The sequence below is a fragment of the Streptomyces sp. NPDC127119 genome, assembly GCF_042677425.1.
Classification (GTDB): Bacteria; Actinomycetota; Actinomycetes; order Streptomycetales; family Streptomycetaceae; genus Streptomyces.
In genome coordinates, this window is the sequence record NZ_JBHXTO010000149.1 from 8,922 (window position 1) to 23,525 (window position 14,604).

The 14,604-nt window shown below is 70.2% G+C and carries 16 protein-coding genes; 4 read left to right on the forward strand and 12 right to left on the reverse strand.

All coding sequences use genetic code 11. The features are described 5' to 3' along the window. Positions 1–121: 121 nt before the first annotated feature. Positions 122–1,540 carry a xylan 1,4-beta-xylosidase gene (locus ACFVH5_RS37410; RefSeq protein WP_385838146.1) on the reverse strand — a complete coding sequence of 473 codons (1,419 nt, stop codon included), beginning with the start codon at positions 1,538–1,540 and terminating at the stop codon, positions 122–124. A 187-nt stretch (positions 1,541–1,727) separates the two neighbouring features. Here ACFVH5_RS37410 and ACFVH5_RS37415 point away from each other — a divergent pair, with 187 nt between their 5' ends. Then, complete coding sequence (locus ACFVH5_RS37415; protein ID WP_385838147.1) at positions 1,728–2,822, forward strand: DUF5925 domain-containing protein; 1,095 nt, start codon at positions 1,728–1,730, stop codon at positions 2,820–2,822. Positions 2,823–3,106: 284 nt separating this feature from the next. On the opposite strand, the gene ACFVH5_RS37420 is transcribed toward ACFVH5_RS37415, so the two are convergent. Then, positions 3,107–3,487, reverse strand: coding sequence for a GntR family transcriptional regulator (locus tag ACFVH5_RS37420; RefSeq protein ID WP_385838148.1), 381 nt, complete (start codon positions 3,485–3,487; stop codon positions 3,107–3,109). 71 nt (positions 3,488–3,558) lie between these two features. Here ACFVH5_RS37420 and ACFVH5_RS37425 point away from each other — a divergent pair, with 71 nt between their 5' ends. Both ACFVH5_RS37425 and ACFVH5_RS37430 read left to right on the forward strand, forming a co-directional pair. Next, positions 3,559–4,488: a GNAT family N-acetyltransferase gene (locus ACFVH5_RS37425; protein ID WP_385838149.1), complete on the forward strand. Its 930-nt coding sequence runs from the start codon at positions 3,559–3,561 to the stop codon at positions 4,486–4,488. Then, entirely contained in the window at positions 4,469–5,002 is a 534-nt protein-coding gene (locus tag ACFVH5_RS37430) for a DUF402 domain-containing protein (RefSeq protein ID WP_385838150.1), read from the forward strand. The genes ACFVH5_RS37425 and ACFVH5_RS37430 overlap by 20 nt, the downstream gene beginning before the upstream one ends. A gap of 58 nt (positions 5,003–5,060) precedes the next feature. On the opposite strand, the gene ACFVH5_RS37435 is transcribed toward ACFVH5_RS37430, so the two are convergent. Further along, a complete protein-coding gene (locus tag ACFVH5_RS37435) occupies positions 5,061–5,687 on the reverse strand; it encodes a class I SAM-dependent methyltransferase (protein WP_385838151.1) in 627 nt (208 codons plus the stop codon). A gap of 222 nt (positions 5,688–5,909) precedes the next feature. Here ACFVH5_RS37435 and ACFVH5_RS37440 point away from each other — a divergent pair, with 222 nt between their 5' ends. Then, positions 5,910–6,044, forward strand: coding sequence for a hypothetical protein (locus ACFVH5_RS37440; RefSeq protein WP_385838152.1), 135 nt, complete (start codon positions 5,910–5,912; stop codon positions 6,042–6,044). A 40-nt stretch (positions 6,045–6,084) separates the two neighbouring features. Here the strand turns inward: ACFVH5_RS37440 and ACFVH5_RS37445 are convergent, their stop codons facing one another. From ACFVH5_RS37445 to traA, 9 genes are all read right to left on the reverse strand, one after another. Then, on the reverse strand, positions 6,085–6,549 hold the full coding sequence (locus tag ACFVH5_RS37445; RefSeq protein ID WP_385838153.1) for a GNAT family N-acetyltransferase: 465 nt from the start codon (positions 6,547–6,549) through the stop codon (positions 6,085–6,087). A 158-nt stretch (positions 6,550–6,707) separates the two neighbouring features. After that, positions 6,708–7,901, reverse strand: a complete 1,194-nt coding sequence (gene xerC, locus ACFVH5_RS37450) for a tyrosine recombinase XerC (protein ID WP_385838154.1) — start codon at positions 7,899–7,901, stop codon at positions 6,708–6,710. Positions 7,902–7,968: 67 nt separating this feature from the next. Continuing rightward, the gene (locus tag ACFVH5_RS37455) at positions 7,969–8,217 is read right to left on the reverse strand and encodes a helix-turn-helix domain-containing protein (protein WP_385838155.1); all 249 of its coding nucleotides are present in this window, start codon (positions 8,215–8,217) and stop codon (positions 7,969–7,971) included. Positions 8,218–8,243: 26 nt separating this feature from the next. Beyond that, positions 8,244–9,881, reverse strand: coding sequence for a phage/plasmid primase, P4 family (locus ACFVH5_RS37460; protein WP_385838156.1), 1,638 nt, complete (start codon positions 9,879–9,881; stop codon positions 8,244–8,246). Continuing rightward, the gene (locus ACFVH5_RS37465) at positions 9,878–10,780 is read right to left on the reverse strand and encodes a bifunctional DNA primase/polymerase (RefSeq protein WP_385838157.1); all 903 of its coding nucleotides are present in this window, start codon (positions 10,778–10,780) and stop codon (positions 9,878–9,880) included. Before ACFVH5_RS37465 ends, ACFVH5_RS37460 begins: the two co-directional genes overlap by 4 nt. After that, positions 10,777–11,517 (reverse strand): DNA methylase, encoded by a 741-nt coding sequence (locus tag ACFVH5_RS37470; protein ID WP_385838158.1) that lies wholly within the window; start codon positions 11,515–11,517, stop codon positions 10,777–10,779. The genes ACFVH5_RS37465 and ACFVH5_RS37470 overlap by 4 nt, the downstream gene beginning before the upstream one ends. An 89-nt stretch (positions 11,518–11,606) precedes the next feature. Then, positions 11,607–12,050, reverse strand: coding sequence for a hypothetical protein (locus ACFVH5_RS37475; protein WP_385838159.1), 444 nt, complete (start codon positions 12,048–12,050; stop codon positions 11,607–11,609). Positions 12,051–12,219: 169 nt separating this feature from the next. Further along, positions 12,220–14,298: a plasmid transfer protein TraB gene (gene traB, locus ACFVH5_RS37480; protein ID WP_385838160.1), complete on the reverse strand. Its 2,079-nt coding sequence runs from the start codon at positions 14,296–14,298 to the stop codon at positions 12,220–12,222. Positions 14,299–14,310: 12 nt separating this feature from the next. Continuing rightward, positions 14,311–14,604: plasmid transfer protein TraA (traA, locus tag ACFVH5_RS37485; protein WP_385838161.1), on the reverse strand; the 294-nt coding region annotated here is incomplete at its 5' end.

Below are 14,604 nucleotides of genomic sequence, written 5' to 3' on the forward strand. Positions count from 1 at the left end.
TACTTTTTTTTTCTTTTTTTTTTTTTTATTTAATTTTTTGCCCCTGCCCGCCGCGCGCGGCGGGGGGGGGGGGGTCCCCCCCGCGACCGGCCCGCAGCCGACGCCCGCCGCGCCCCGCCCCCTACCGGCGAACCCACTTCACTTCATACGCGCCCATGGCGAACCGCTTCCCGTCGACCTCCGCACTGATCCCCCGCCCCAACGTGTTCACCACAAGCACGACCCGCTCGGACGCCAGCACCCGCACATTGGCCCGATCGTCCGCGGCGACGGCCACCGACTCGTACCGCGTCCCGGGAGGGAACTCCGTCCCGAACCGGGAGAGAAGCCCGAGCATCGGCAGCGGCTCACCACCCGAGGAGCGATCCGTGGGCGTCCACAGACACCCCGCACACCCGCCCCCCTTCTCCGTCTCCGGATTCCAGTAGAAGCCGGAGGTGGCCCCGCCCCGCACCATGGCGATCAACGCGGCCGCGTGCACGGCGACCCGGTGCGACTCGGACCAGCCGTCCCGTGCGTCGTCGGCGTCCGCGGGCTCCACGTAGTACTCGGCCCACCACAGCGGCAGATCACCGGTCCGCGACCGGACCCACCGGCTCACGGCCGTGAACTTCGCGGTGGCCGCGAACTCGTCCGGCAGCAGCTCGTCGTCCCTGGTGTAACTGGATCCGTCGACGACGACGAAATCCGCGCCGGCCCTGTGCTTGTTCCAGTAGTCGAAGGCGTCGAGGACCCGTTGGTCCATCGCGCCCCAACGGCCCTTCACCGTCGGGGAGGCGTCTTCCTTCTGGCGGGGGTCGAGGCTGTCCATCACGAGATAGGGCCCGCCGACCTCGATGTCCTTGTCGACCTTCTTCAGCGCTTTGTAGACGAGGTTGTACAACTCCGTGTAGCCCTCGTAGTCCCAGCGGGCGGCGGAGTCGTTCCAGAAACCCTTGAACTCGTTCCACACGATGAAGTGGCGTACGTCCGGATAACGCCTGGCGACGGTCGCGGCGAGTGCCGCGTAGTCCTTGTAGTGGGCGCGGTCCGGAGCCGTCTCCAGGGCCGCCTGGCTCCAGTCGGTCCGGTCGGCGCCGGGCTTGCCGCCCTTCATCCAGTCCGGCGCGCAGCACAGCGTGACGACCGGCGTGCCGCCCGTCTCACGGACGAAGTCGATCCGGCGGTCCATCGCCTCGAAGTCGTAACGGCCCTTCACCGGCTCGGGGTTGTCCGCGCCCCAGCCCATGATGTGCTGGATCTGCGGCGGGGACTGCTCACCGAGTCGCTGCTCCACGCGTTTCGTGGCGGCCGGGCTGCCCTCGTCGGCGCTGTACTGGGTGTGGGTGAACCCCCAGCCCACTTCCGGTTTCGGCGCCGGGGGGACGGACGGCGTGCCGTGCACCCTGCCGCCGTCGCGGGTCGTGCCCGCCTCGCTCCCCGCGCTTCCCGGCAGGGTGTGGATCAGGGTCAGGACCAGGGCCAGAGCGGCCACACCCACGCCGAGCAGAGCGGTGAAGCGCCACCGCCGAGCCCCCGAATTCCACCCATGACGTGCCATCAAGGACAACAGTAACCGCGGGCGTCAGCGGCGGAACAGCTTCCGGAACACCACAGCCCTGTAACAGGACGGCGCCCGGACCCGCTCGCGGACGCCCGTGGACGCCAAGTGGACACCAATGGGGACGCGCGTGGACGCAACGCGGAAACCGGATGCACGGGGCGTCCGCGTGACGGATCATGTCGGCATGTCTGCCAACCCGCACGACGCGCTGCCGATCCGGCTCAACGTCGACGACAGCGACTCACCGTCGGACGTCGTCGACGCGCTGTTCCTCGGCCGCTTCGCGACGGGCGAGCAGCCGCACTCGCACTCCGCGAACATCGACCGCGTACGGTCCGGGGTCTCCCTTCTCCCGCCGGGCGCCCGGGTGTTGCGGTCCGCCCGCGACGACGACCGCAGCGCGACGCTCGCGGAGGGCGACGGCTGGACGCTGCTCGTGTCGCGCTGGAACCGCGGCGCCGACGTGACGGTCACCGCGACCAGCGAGGAACTCGCCGAGAAGGTCCTCGGCCAGGCCACGGACGGCGCGGCCGACGAGCCCGAACCGCAGCCGGAGAACGTGACCATGGGGTTCTGGTACGTGTCCCCGCGGCGCGGCCCGCACCGCACGACCCGGCAGATCTCGGCGGGTACGTGGGAAGAGGTACGCGGCAACTACACGGCGCCGGTGGCGGACGCCATGGACGGGCTGATGAAGACCACGCCCGAGGACATCGCGGGCCGGCTGCTGTTGCTGCACGGCCCGCCGGGCACGGGCAAGACGTCGGCGCTGCGTACGCTGGCGCGTTCGTGGCGGGACTGGTGCCAGGTGGACTGCGTCCTCGACCCGGAACGGCTGTTCTCCGACGTCGGCTATCTGATGGACATCGCCATCGGCGAGGAGGACGGCTCGGGGAAGGGGCGCTGGCGGTTGCTCCTCCTTGAGGACTGCGACGAACTGATCCGCGGCGAGGCCAAGCACACGGCGGGACAGGCGCTCTCGCGGCTGCTCAACCTCACGGACGGGCTGCTGGGCCAGGGCCGCAACGTCCTGGTGGGCGTCACGACCAACGAGGACCTGGAGCGCCTGCACCCCGCGGTGGTCCGCCCCGGCCGCTGCCTCGCGCGCATCGAGGTCGGCCCGCTGACCCGCCGGGAGTCCACGGCCTGGCTGGGCACGGACGAGGGCGTGGGCCGCGAGGGCGCAACCCTGGCGGAGCTGTACGCCCTGCGCAGGGGCACCGCACCGACATCGGTCCCGGACCAACGGACGGACACGGAGGCAGGCTTGTACCTCTAGCCCCCACCCACTCACCAGCACCGCCGTGGTTTCCCGCCGCGACGGCGAGCAACCACCGCGGCGCAGGTGGAAGGCACGCCAACCCACCACCCGTTGCACAGGCGCAGCCCAGACCCCCGCCGCGACAGCGAGCAACCACCGCGGCGGATCCCGGCGGCGCCGAATCCACGTCTGCCCGCCCGGTCCGTGCAGGCCACGGCCACCGGCCGCCGCCCGGGACCCGACCGCGGCGGTCGGCCGGGGTGGCCGGGCAGGGCGGTGGGGCGACGGCCGCGCCCCACCCGTCAGCCGGACTCCCCGTAAGCCGCGCGCAGCGCATCCCGTACCGCGGCGAGGGCCGCGGCCTCGGACAGCCCGAGCCGCCGCACACGCTCGGCGTAGGCCTGCGCGTCGGACGCGGCCGTACGATCCGCCGCCGAGCCCGCGGCGGCGACCAGCGTGCCGTTGCGCCCCCGCGTCTCGATGACCCCGTCGGCCTCAAGCGCCCGGTACGCCTTGGCGACCGTGTTGGCGGCGAGCCCGAGCTCCTCGGCCAACCCCCTCACCGTGGGCAGCCGGTACCCCACCGGCAGCACCCCGGCCCTCGCCTGCTCGGAGATCTGGGCGCGCACCTGCTCGTAGGGCGCGACCCCCGTACCGTCATCGATGTCGATCTTCAACGTCACCCGCTGATTGTCCCGCACCCGCCGGAAAATGAGAGGCGGCCTGCCGCACCCCGCGCGTAGCGTGCGATTCCATGACTGTGATCGTCCGCGACCTCCGCACCGAGGATGCCGAGGACGCCGAAGGCTTCTCGTACATCCGGCGTCTGGCGCTCCCCTACATGCTCTCCACCCCGGAGTCCGTCCTCCACGACGTCACGCACGCCCACCCCGACGCGCATTTCCGGCCGCTGGTCGCCGAGGAGGACGGCGAACTCATCGGCACGGCCAACACGGGCGTCGTGTACGACAGCCCGCAGCCGGGCCAGGCCTATCTGAACGTGTACGTGCACCCGGAGCGCCGGGGCCGCGGCGCGGGCTCGCTGCTCGTACGGACCGCGGAGGCGCATCTCGCCGAGGTGTCCGCGCGGAAGCTCTTCGCCTGGGTCCTCGACGAGCCCGCGAACCGTTCCTTCGCCGAGCGGCGCGGCTACCGCGCGAGCCGCTCCGCGCACTTCCTCCGTCTCGACCTGGCGAACAACCCGCTGCCGCCCCGCCCGGAAGTGCCCGCGGGCGTGGAGCTGCGCACGGCCGCGGACTTCGCCGACGACCCGCGCCCCCTCTTCGAACTGGACGCGGAGACGCTCGCGGACGAACCGAGCGACATCGCCCATGAGTTCACGGACTACGAGGCATGGCTGAAGGAGACCTGGCACCACCCCCTCCTCAGCCAGGAGCTGACCTCCGTCGCGGTCGTCGACGGCCGGCCCGCCGCGTTCAGCGCCGCCCGCACCGACGGCCGCACCCGGTACGGCACGGTGATGACCGGCACGGCCCGCGCCCACCGCGGACGCGGCCTCGCCAAGCTCGCCAAGGCCGACTCCCTGCACCGCGCCCGCGCCGCCGGCTTCACGGAGGCGTTCACGGGCAACGACTCGGGCAACGGCCCGATGCTCGCGATCAACAAGTGGTTCGGTTACGAGATCTGCGCCACGGAGGTGCAGCATGTCCGCGAACTCGGCTGATCCCTCGGCCCGGTCCGCCACTCCGGCCACCGTGGACATCGTCCTGGTCAAGGCCGGCCGTACGAAGATCCGGTACCCGGCCGACCTGCTCCACGACGACGGGACGCACGTCGTCGTCCGCGCGGCCTGGGCGGGAGCAGGTGTACGCGACTTCGGTTTCGTACGCTTCGAGCCCGGCGACGTCTTCACCGAGCACTACTGGCGTGACCGCTGGTACGCGGTGAAGGAGGTCCGGGACGCCGAGGGCACGCTCAAGGGCTGGTACTGCGACATCGCCCGCCCGGCCGAGGTCACTCCGGCCGACGTCACCCCGGGCGAGGTGGTCTGCGAGGATCTCGACCTGGACCTGTGGCGCTCCGCCGACGGCAGGACCGTACTGCGCCTCGACGAGGACGAGTTCGCGGCGAGCGGCCTGGAGACCACCGATCCACGGGCCGCGTCCGCAGCGCGGGCGGCCCTGGACGAACTCGAACTCCGCGCCCACGAAGGCGACTTCGAGGCACTGCTGACCTAGCCGCCGCAGGCCCGCATCCCTGTAGCCCCGCAGCTCCGTAGCCCTGCGGTCCGCCCCTTCACGGCACCGCGATCACCGCGTACCGCTCGTCCTCGACCTCCCGGCCCCACAGCCGGGAGTCGTCCGACAGCAGTTCCACGCGCACGTCCTCGGCGAGGGACGCGAGCAGGGCCGTCAGCCGGTCGGCGGGTATGCCGACCGGGCTCACCGTCCCCCAGACGCCCTCGACGAGGACGAGCCGTCCGCCGGGGCGCAGGAGCCCGCGCCAGAGCCGCAGGACGCGGCCGGGCTCGGGGAGCGTCCACAGCACATGGCGGACGAGGACGGCGTCGAAGCGCTGCTCCCCGACGGGCGGGGCCGCCGCGTCACCGACCAGGAACGCGGCGTCGCGTCCGGCCAGTTTGGCGCGGGCCAGTCCCACCATGCGGGGCGAGAGGTCGACGCCGGTGACCCGGTGCCGCGCCTCGGACGCGAGGAGCGACAGGCTGCCCGTGCCGCAGCCCAGATCGAGGACGTCGGAGGGGCCGCGGGGCAGCCAGCCGCGCAGTCTGGCCGCCCACGCCTCGCGCACGTCGGGGTCCCGCAGTCCGTGGTCCGGCTCGTCGTCGAAGGTGTCGGCCTCCCCGTCCCAGTCGACGCCGAACCGCTCTCCACCAGTGCTGTTGCCAGTGCTGTCACTCGTCATGCACCCAGAGTGGCACCCGCCACTGACAACGGGCCGGCCCCCCGGTTCGGGCCCCGCTCGGGCCCATCCTTCGTACAAACCGACAAGATGTCCGACATGTGGACTCATTGATGAAACGTGACAGCCGCCACTGACAAGCGGCCTCCGATGAGTCACCCTCCCGGAAATGGTCTGACTCCGTGAGAACGCGGTACTCGGCAGACCAGCCGCAGGGAGGCCCCTATGCGCCGCATGACCATGCAGAAGCCCCTGAAGAAGTCGGACGCCCGTCGCGTACGGGAAGAGGCCGACCAGCGCCCGGCCGAGCGCCCGGAGATCCGGAAGGACATCCATCGCACCTGGTGGCCGGACGGGTGAGCGCGCCGGGGCGGACACCCCCGGGTCGGGTCGGAGACGGTCAGGGTGCGAGCCGCTTGCGGTAGTGGAGCCGGTCGTAGGGGCCGTCCACGCGGCGCTCGACGAGTTCGTACCCGTACCGGGGGTAGAGCCTCTGGTTCTCCCACATCAGCGCGTTCGTGTAGAGCCTGACCTCGGGCAGTCCCAGCGCCCGCGCGTGCGCGTCCACGAAAGCGAGCAGCCGCCGTCCCACACCCCGACCGTGGGCTTCCGGGCGCACGGCGACGCTGTCGAGGAACAGATGGTCCTCGTGCGCCTCGATCACCACGAGCCCGACCACCGGCTCCCCCAGGACGAACACCCGCCCCGCGGCGATCTCGGCCGCGTGGTCCGCCCGCACGGGCTGCGGCACGACACCGATCCGCTCGACGTAGGGGCCGTACGCCGCATCGGTCACGGCCCGCACGGCGGCCACATCGGCGAGAACGGCCGGCCGGATACCCGGCTCCTTCGCACTGTCCGCCATGACAGGAACGGTACCTACCTGAGCCCAGTCTCAGCACTCCCTTAACGGCACCGTAAGGGCCTCTGACCTGCCGCAAGAGCCTCACTCGCAGGTCAGAGGCGGTACCCGAAGACCTCATCTGGGCGCGGGGAGCCAAACAGGGAGCCACCGCGCGCGAGTCAGCCTGCTCCGGGGGTACCTCCATCCTTCGCGTCGTCTTCGCCGAAGATGTCGTCCATCGCTTCCGCGCCCTCGGAGATGACGGGGCGCAGTTGCTTGCGGTAGACCCGCTCAGTCGTTCCGCTGCCCATGTGCCCGACAAGGCGCGCGATGACCTCGATCGGGATTCCATGGTCCGACAGCAGGGACACGAAGCTTGTCCGCAGCTCGCGCGGAGTCCACTCATGCGGATGCACGAAACCCGCCTCTTTGAGCAGCGCCCGGAAGTTCCGGCGCACATTCAGAGCGGTGCGCACTTCGCCGGTCTCGGTCGGGAAGACGAGAGCCTCATCGCTCCACACTTTCCCGCCTGCCAGGCATCTGGCCTGCTCGTGGCGCTTGTGCGCCTTCAAGACGAGAGCGGCTTGCCGCGGCATAGCCAGTGATCGGCGGCTCTTACGGGTCTTCGTGTCGCCGTGTCGACGCACTGATCGCCACACATCGACGTGAGGCTTGTCCTTGCCGGAGCCTGACAGGTGAATGTGGGCCCACGTGAGGGGGCGCGCTTCCTCCGGGCGGACGCCCACGAGAAGCGACAAGACCACGTAGGCGTGGATCCAACTGCCCTCCCGCGCACGAAGAACCGCCTCCCCCTGTTTCAGCGAAAGCGACTTGCTCGGCCGGCCAGCTTGACCGTCCGGTACCTCGACCAGGTCAGCCACGTTACGGATAGCCCTGCCTCTCCTCTGAGCGTGACTGATTGACCGCCGCAGGATCGAATGAACCATCTTCAGAGACTGAGTCGCGAGAACCTCGGCCTCTGCCTCCAACCACTCGTCAAGATCATCGGCCTCAAGATCCCGCATCTTGGCCTTGCCGAGATGCGGGATGATGTGGTGATCCGCGAGGCTCTTGTATGTATCGACACTCGTCGTCTCCCTGCCCCTGAGCCCCTGGGACAGCCAGTCGGTCACGGCTTGGGCGACGCTGTAGTTGGCGGGCGCCTTGGCTCCCTTCTCCAACTCCTTCCGCAACTCACGGAGCTTTTGGCGGACCTCGGCCTTTGTCCTGCCTGACACCTTCGAGCGGTTGCGCTTGCCGGCCGGGGTGTAGCCGAGAGATACCGCGCCGATGTACCGGTTCTTGGACTTGTCCCAGTAGATCGAGTCGTCGCCGTGTCCTGCTCTGGGACGCCGATCGGGGGTCTCGGTCATGCGTCGTTACCTTCCAAACAGAAGAGCAGGGCCGCATCCGTGGATGCGGCCCTGCTCGGTGGTGACGTCAGGCGGCTGTGTCAGCTTCGTGTTTCAGAAGTTCGACGTACTCATCGATCCACTCCACGGGCACGAGACGCCGGCGACCACGGCGGACGGTACGGAGCCGCCCAAGGCGTATCTCGTCGTACGTCGCGGTGCGCCCGATGCCAAGGAGCTCTGCTGCGACTTCCACGCTGCACAGACGGGGCAGTGCCGGAACGGCGGCCTCCGTCACAGATGCGCTCACGGAGACCTCCACGAGTTGGGGATACATTCCTCTGAGTCGCGACTCATCGGCACTCAACGGCGCTCAGAGGGGTCTTGAGCGTCGCTGAGTCGCGACTCTGGCAAATGTGGTTCGCGCAGGGCGAGCGTGATCCCGTTGTAGGTGATCACCTGCCGGCCGTACGCGTCGCGGGGGCGAGTTCGGTTGAGTTGGGGAACGACGGACAGCAGGTTGCGGCCGAACATCTGCTTCGTGCCGGGTCGCACGCCGTTGTCCTCGGACCACTCCCGCCACACGTTCCACAGGGCATCCACGGGGACGCTGCACGTGGGACCGGTGGCGCAGCGCTCGCGGACGAACGCGCTCGTTGGTGAGGCGGTGTCCTGCATGGTGGTGACTGCTTCGCGGCTGGACTGCGGTTCTGTGATCCGGCCGGTCTGCTGGAGTCGGGCGATGCCGTCGAGAGCCCAGTTCAGGATGCCGGGCATCTCCGTTGCGAGCCGGTCGGTGAGGGTGGTGTCTTCCTTGCCCAGCCATGAGACGCGCATGTTGAGCAGGATGAACCGTTTGGCGATGACGCCGGAGGAGTCACCGAAGTGCGGCAGCTCGTTGGACAGCAACATCAGCCGGGTAGGCAGCTTGCCCGTCCACTGCTCGCGGTACTTGCGATCCACGTCGATGGTGTCCTCGCCGGAGATCGTCAGCAGCCGCTCCACGACCTGACTGTTGTCGCTGCCGGACAGCCGGGCATCGGAGATGACTGCGAGTGGCTTGCCGATCAGCGTGGACAGCCCGAAGTTCGTGCCCAGTCCCGCGAGCGTGGGCCCGGCGAGGTTCTCTTTGCCGACCAGCTCTTTCAATACGCGCGCGATGGTGCCTTTGCCGGAGCGGGACGGGCCGACGATCAGCATGACTTTCTGCTGGTCGGTGCGGCCAGACAGCACGTAGCCGAACCATTCCTGTAGGGCATTGATCGCGTCCAGGTCGTCAGGCCAGATCTGCCCTAGGAACCTCTCCCAGGTGGGCGCGGTCGCGGTCGGGTCGTAGGCGAAGGGGACGGAGACGAGGTTGAAGAAGTGCGGGCCGTGCGGGAGTAGGACACGGTCCCTGATCCTGAGCAGGCCGTTCGCGCATGCCACGATGGGGCCGCAGTCCTGCTCGCTCGGGTCGCCGTTGGTGTCGAGCCAGACCGGGGCGTCAGTGCCGGTGGGCAGCAGGGTGATAGCTCCCATCGCATCGAGAAGGTTGCTGATCTTCTGTTTGGTCGGCGCCCACTCCCGCGGCTCCGGCTGTTCGTCCTTGCCGGGCACGTAGAAGACTGCGTGTTCCAGGCGCCGGTACATCGAAGCGCGGAGCTGCGCCTCATCCAGCTCCCGCCAACTCGCGCCGTTCCAACGCATCCAGGAGGCACGCCAGCGCCGGCAGACAAGTTGCCCGTCCTCGGTCTGCCAGTCAGGCAGCAGACGACGCGCGACTGCGAGCGGATTCGATGGCGCGGGCAGTTCCTCATCCTCGAACGCGTGAGGGCCCGTCGTGCTGCCCGTGGCCGCGTTCGGGTCAGGGCGAAGAGCAGTGCGGACGCCTTCGGCGACGACCTTCGGCGCGCTACGGCCGGTCACGGGTTCGGTTGGTTCGGCGGGGTCGGACCCGGTGGGGGTGGGGGTGGGGGTGACGGGGATGCTTTTCAAGAGGGGGTTGGGATGGTCGCTCATGCGGCTGTCCTCGGGCGGCAGGTACGGATGGACCAGTCCAGTGCGCTGCGGATCGTGGTCCGGCACTCGGACGCGGTGAGTCCGGCAGCCTCGCCCTCCCCTTGAAAAGCGTCTTCGACCACGTGGCGGGGGATGTCGCCCCATGCGACGAAGCGACCCATGGCGCGTGCGCTCTCCAGAAGCCGGATGTTGCGCGTGCCCTCCGGTGCCTGCCGCACGTTCCTGCGCCCCCAGGTGAGGGCCGCTTCGGCAGCCCGCCCCGTACGCGCCGCCGTCGGCGTGAGCGAGGGCGGGGACGTGGCGGGGTGCGGCGGGATGAGCAGGGCGAGCAGGGCCGGGGGCAGGGGGTTGATGAGCGCGGGCCCCGCGACTTCGTACGTGCGGCCGTCGATGGTGCTGCCGGCTGCGACGACGTAGCCGCCCCATGCGCGGGTGTCGACCAGTGGGGCGAGGGTCCCGGCGGTGTTGTGGAGGCGTACTGCGGCGGGGGCGGTGAAGTACAGGTGGAAGCCGCCGCTCGCGGTCCGGATCGTGCGGGTGCGGGGGACGGGCTGCCCGGTGCGCTCGCAGAGCGCCTCAAAGGTCGTCGCGCCGTCAGGCGCGTCCGCACTGCCGTTGTTGTTCTGGTTCTTGGGCTTGTCCAGGTCGATCACGACCAGCCCGGAGGGGCCGGTGGCGATACCGACGTTGAACGGCGCCCGCGACCAGGCGGCGCGGATGCGGTCCGGGTCGGTCGTGGCCCGCTGCTCCCACTTGGCGTGGCCGTTCGCGCACGGGCCGGTGCGGGTGCACGACTGCTCGCTGTGCAGGGCGGGCCGCTTCGCGCCCGGACGCAGGGGGAAGACGGACCAGCCGCGCTCAGCAGTGCTCAGAGCAGCGTTCAACAGGTGCGTGCTCATGCCGCGGCCCCCACTTCGAGCACGGGAGCAACCGCGAGGAACGCCCGACCGATCCACTCGGTGTAGGCGGGCGGCAGCGCCTCGCGCAGGCGGAAGTGATCGGTGGACCAGTCGATCCCCTTGGCCGCGCGGATCTCGTCCACGGTGGCCTTGCCCCCGCCCTCGCCGTACGCAGCCACGTAGGGGCCCTTGCGGTACTCGCCGTGCCGCCAACCCCGCACGTACCCGCGGTGCTTGGGGTGGGCCGGCTGCGCGGTCGTCCAGCCTCCGAGTTCGAAGTAGCGGTGCATGAGCACGGCCAGTCCGAACTGTTCCCCGCACAGGCGGACGTCCTTGCGGACCTCGGAGCCGGGCACGTTCTCCATCACGTACGGGCGGCCCGTCGACTCCAGCGCGGCCCGCGTCGGAGCGATCAGCCGCGGATACGTCCGGCCGATCGCAGCGTTGCGCGCCTTGTTGGTGCCCTTGGTCGGAGCCCCCTCCCCTTGGCAGGGGGGTGAGGCGTGGATGAAGTCGTACTCATGACCGTGGGCGCGGATGTACTCGATCGCGTCCGCCTGGTGGAAGGCGTCACCGCAGTAGTCCGGCTGCGCCACGTGGTCGATGCCGGTGATGTGGCAGTTGCCGAACGCGCGCCGGTAGCCCTCGGCGGCGCCACCGATGCAGCAGTAGGCGTCGAGGACGCGCACGGGTTCGAGCAGGGCGAGCAGTCGCCCGAAGTCGGGTCGATAGGTCATGCTGGATGTCTCCAGTCCTGTTGAAGGTGCTGGTTGGGCAAGGGCGGCCCCGCTTCTTTGGCGAGATGGAGGGGCCGCCCTTGGCGTAGCTAGCTGTAGAACTTGTTCCGCTTGATCACGGCTTTGCGGATGTTGACCGTGGTCCCGCCGCGGTGGCCGCTCGTGCCGAGGAGCTGGACTGCGATCCATCCGCCGAAGATGACGGCCGCGAGGGTGATCAGTTGGGTGATGAGCGCGGTAAGCGCAGCGATGAACGTCGTCAGGAGCACGAGCCCGCCACACACCGCGCCGAACCCGATCCCTCCAAGAGCGATGTTCACCGCCGTGCGCGAGACGACCGACTTGACGGGCAGAGGTTCGGGCCGGGCCGGTTCCATGGCGTAGCCGGTGACGACTCGCCCGTCGGGCAGGACCACGGACGCCACCGAGGAAACGGGGGCCGGCTGCGGGGGCACGAGCGGCATCGGATGGGTGGGGGTGAGCGGGGTGGGGTGGTGGACTTCCACGGCCGTCGGTCGTTGCGGGGTGCTCATCGGGCTCCCTCGGGTGGGGCGCGCGCTGGTGTCCGCGGGTGCTGCGGGGGCGCGTGCGGGTGGGGTGTCAGGCGGCTGTCACAGGGGTGTCAGGGACGGGTGTCAGGGCGCGTGACACCTGCTCCCGCCTAGGGGTTTGGGTGTCACGGGGCCGTGACGGTGTCAGGTGTCACGCGGCTGTCAGGGACGGCACGATGCGCCACCGGCCGGTGGTGTTCGTCGGGGCGAGTCGGCCCTCCGCGGCTGCCTCCGCGAGCTTCTTGGACACCCACGGGCGGGAGAGGTTGTGGCGGTCGCACCAGTCGGACAGATCCTTGGGACCGATGATCATCTGTCCGTCTCGTTCGAACTCCGCGAGCGCCTCCGCGAGCAGCCGGCGGGCCTCTTCCCCCTTCGGCTTGCGGCCGGTGCCCTCTCCGAAGATCGGGGCATCGTCTCCGTCCTGCGCCGCGGGGAGTTCCTCCTCCGGGTCGATCTGCTCGTCCTCGGGGTCGTGCCGCGGGGCGTCGTCCATGTCGTCGTCCTCCGGATCGACGTGCGGTGCGCCATGCCCGTCCCCGGGGACCGGCCGGCCGCCGTACGCCTTGCCCGCGATGGATGCGGCGGCCCCGGCGGTGATCGGATCGGCGGAGGCGCCGTTGCGCTGTGCCCACGCGGCCACAACCTCCATGAGGGACACCGACCGGTGGGTGAAGGCACGGGTACGCCCCGGGGAGGCGTAGCGGTCCTCCGGCACGCCCGTGCTCACGAGGTAGCAGTAACCGGGCTTGCGGTTGCCCCACGCGCCCGGGTGCGCTCCCGCGTCCAAGACCCGGTCGGGCAGGGAGAATCCCTCGTCACGCGGGTCGCAGCCGAGCGCGATCACGGACGGCAGGGCCGCGCGGGTGCTCGTGCTCATCTGGTCGTAGGAGGGGCGCTGCAGCGACACGATCAGGGAGACCCCCGCGGAACGGGCCTCTTGTGAGATCCCGGTGAACGCGTCATCCCCCAGGGCCCGCAGGGTGCTTGCGGCCTCTTCCATCCAGGCCACGAGGAACGGCATCCCCGCGCAGCCGCAGGCGGTGCCGTCCGGCCGGCAGGAGTGCTGGGGGTCGTTCTGCTGCTGGGCTGCCTGCGGGAGCCACTGCCGGTAGGAGTGCTGCCCGAGCCACCGCGTGCGGGCGGGGATGACTTCCTGGAGTGCTTCGACCATGACTTCGGTGGGGGTGCCGCCCTCGGCTGCCCAGTCGATGCCGGGGAGCAGGGGGCGGAAGTCCTGGAACATCTTCGGGTCGGACAGCCACAGCAGCACGTCGGAGCGGGAAAGGATCTCCGTCTGGAGATTCAGGGCGGTGTCGCCCTTGCCGGAGCCGGAGCCGCCGGCGATGAGCACGTGGGTGCCGTTGCGGTCGGCCTCCGGGTCGCCGGGCAGCCACAGGTGCATCGGGGCGCCGTCGTCGTAGCGGCCGAGGAGCAGCGGGTCCGCGATGGAGCCTCCGAGGTTGGAGGGCCCGTCGTATTCGACGAACTCCGCGAGCATGTCCTCGGGGACGATGACGAGTTCCCCGCGGCGCACGGAGTCCGGGTCGGGCTGGTAGCGCACGGCGGAGGCGGGCAGGTCCAGCGCGGACGCGAGCAGTCCGAGCGCCTTCGTCACGTCGTCGTTGGTCTGCTCCCCCGCAGCCAGCGCGATGGGTGCGGTGACCCGGTTCGGCTCGACTTTCGCCGCGCCGATCTGCGCACGGGCCAGACCGATCTTCTCCAGCAGTCCCTTGTCACCGCCCTGTCCGCTCGCTTCCCCGTCCGGGGTGCGCAGGATCATCCGCACGTTCCACGACAGGGCCACGACCGGCCCGCCCATCAGATACAGGTCGTCCAGGGGCCCGGCGAGCGGCCCGGCGAGGCATGCTCCGGTCACCCACGCGGAGCCCGCGGCAACGGTGATCGCGGAGTGCAAGCGGCGCTGAGCGGAGGTGTAGCGACCGACCCACCAGGTGACGCCGGTGAGGGCGACGGAGGCGAGGGTGAGGCCGACTCCGGCCGGAGCGCTCTCCCCCCACCGCCAGTTGCCCAGCGCGCCCGCGACACCGGCCGCGCCGACTCCCAGCCACGGCGGGAGATGCGGCTTGGCCCGGTTGAGGAGGTACGCGCCGATCCCGCCCCCGGAGCCCTGCCCGGGGAGCAGACCCTCGCCCCGGTAGTCGGCGACGATGCCGTCGCCGAGGTAGTCGGTGTGCCGCGCGCGGCCACCGCTGCTGTTCCTTGCCATGGTCAACCCTCCTTACTGCTGCGACCAGTCGATGACGGGCGCCTGCGGCTTGCGGGCCCGGTGACGCACCCGGGTGATCTCTTCCTCGTACTCCTGCTGGAACGTCGCGTAGGCCGCAGCCGCGCTCTTGGCCGCGTGGCGCAGGTCGTCGGAGGCGCGGCGCATCTTGCGCGACACCTTGGCCGCACGCAGGCGGGAGCCGAACGCGCGGCCCTCCGGGTCCGGCACCGCCGCAAGCACGCCGTTCAAAATCTCCGCACCCATGGCCACCTCGATGGACAAGGTCACCGCAGCCGCGCGCAGGGT

Bases quoted from the DNA above. Each gene is read 5' to 3' on its own strand.
- ACFVH5_RS37460 (WP_385838156.1), bottom strand. From the start codon at position 9,881: ATGAGCGACCATCCCAACCCCCTCTTGAAAAGCATCCCCGTCACCCCC.
- ACFVH5_RS37425 (WP_385838149.1), top strand. From the start codon at position 3,559: ATGACTGTGATCGTCCGCGACCTCCGCACCGAGGATGCCGAGGACGCC.
- ACFVH5_RS37430 (WP_385838150.1), top strand. From the start codon at position 4,469: ATGTCCGCGAACTCGGCTGATCCCTCGGCCCGGTCCGCCACTCCGGCC.
- ACFVH5_RS37475 (WP_385838159.1), bottom strand. From the start codon at position 12,050: ATGAGCACCCCGCAACGACCGACGGCCGTGGAAGTCCACCACCCCACC.
- traB (WP_385838160.1), bottom strand. From the start codon at position 14,298: ATGGCAAGGAACAGCAGCGGTGGCCGCGCGCGGCACACCGACTACCTC.
- xerC (WP_385838154.1), bottom strand. From the start codon at position 7,901: ATGACCGAGACCCCCGATCGGCGTCCCAGAGCAGGACACGGCGACGAC.
- ACFVH5_RS37440 (WP_385838152.1), top strand. From the start codon at position 5,910: ATGCGCCGCATGACCATGCAGAAGCCCCTGAAGAAGTCGGACGCCCGT.
- ACFVH5_RS37410 (WP_385838146.1), bottom strand. From the start codon at position 1,540: ATGGCACGTCATGGGTGGAATTCGGGGGCTCGGCGGTGGCGCTTCACC.
- ACFVH5_RS37470 (WP_385838158.1), bottom strand. From the start codon at position 11,517: ATGACCTATCGACCCGACTTCGGGCGACTGCTCGCCCTGCTCGAACCC.
- ACFVH5_RS37455 (WP_385838155.1), bottom strand. From the start codon at position 8,217: ATGTATCCCCAACTCGTGGAGGTCTCCGTGAGCGCATCTGTGACGGAG.
- ACFVH5_RS37435 (WP_385838151.1), bottom strand. From the start codon at position 5,687: ATGACGAGTGACAGCACTGGCAACAGCACTGGTGGAGAGCGGTTCGGC.
- ACFVH5_RS37415 (WP_385838147.1), top strand. From the start codon at position 1,728: ATGTCTGCCAACCCGCACGACGCGCTGCCGATCCGGCTCAACGTCGAC.
- ACFVH5_RS37465 (WP_385838157.1), bottom strand. From the start codon at position 10,780: ATGAGCACGCACCTGTTGAACGCTGCTCTGAGCACTGCTGAGCGCGGC.
- ACFVH5_RS37445 (WP_385838153.1), bottom strand. From the start codon at position 6,549: ATGGCGGACAGTGCGAAGGAGCCGGGTATCCGGCCGGCCGTTCTCGCC.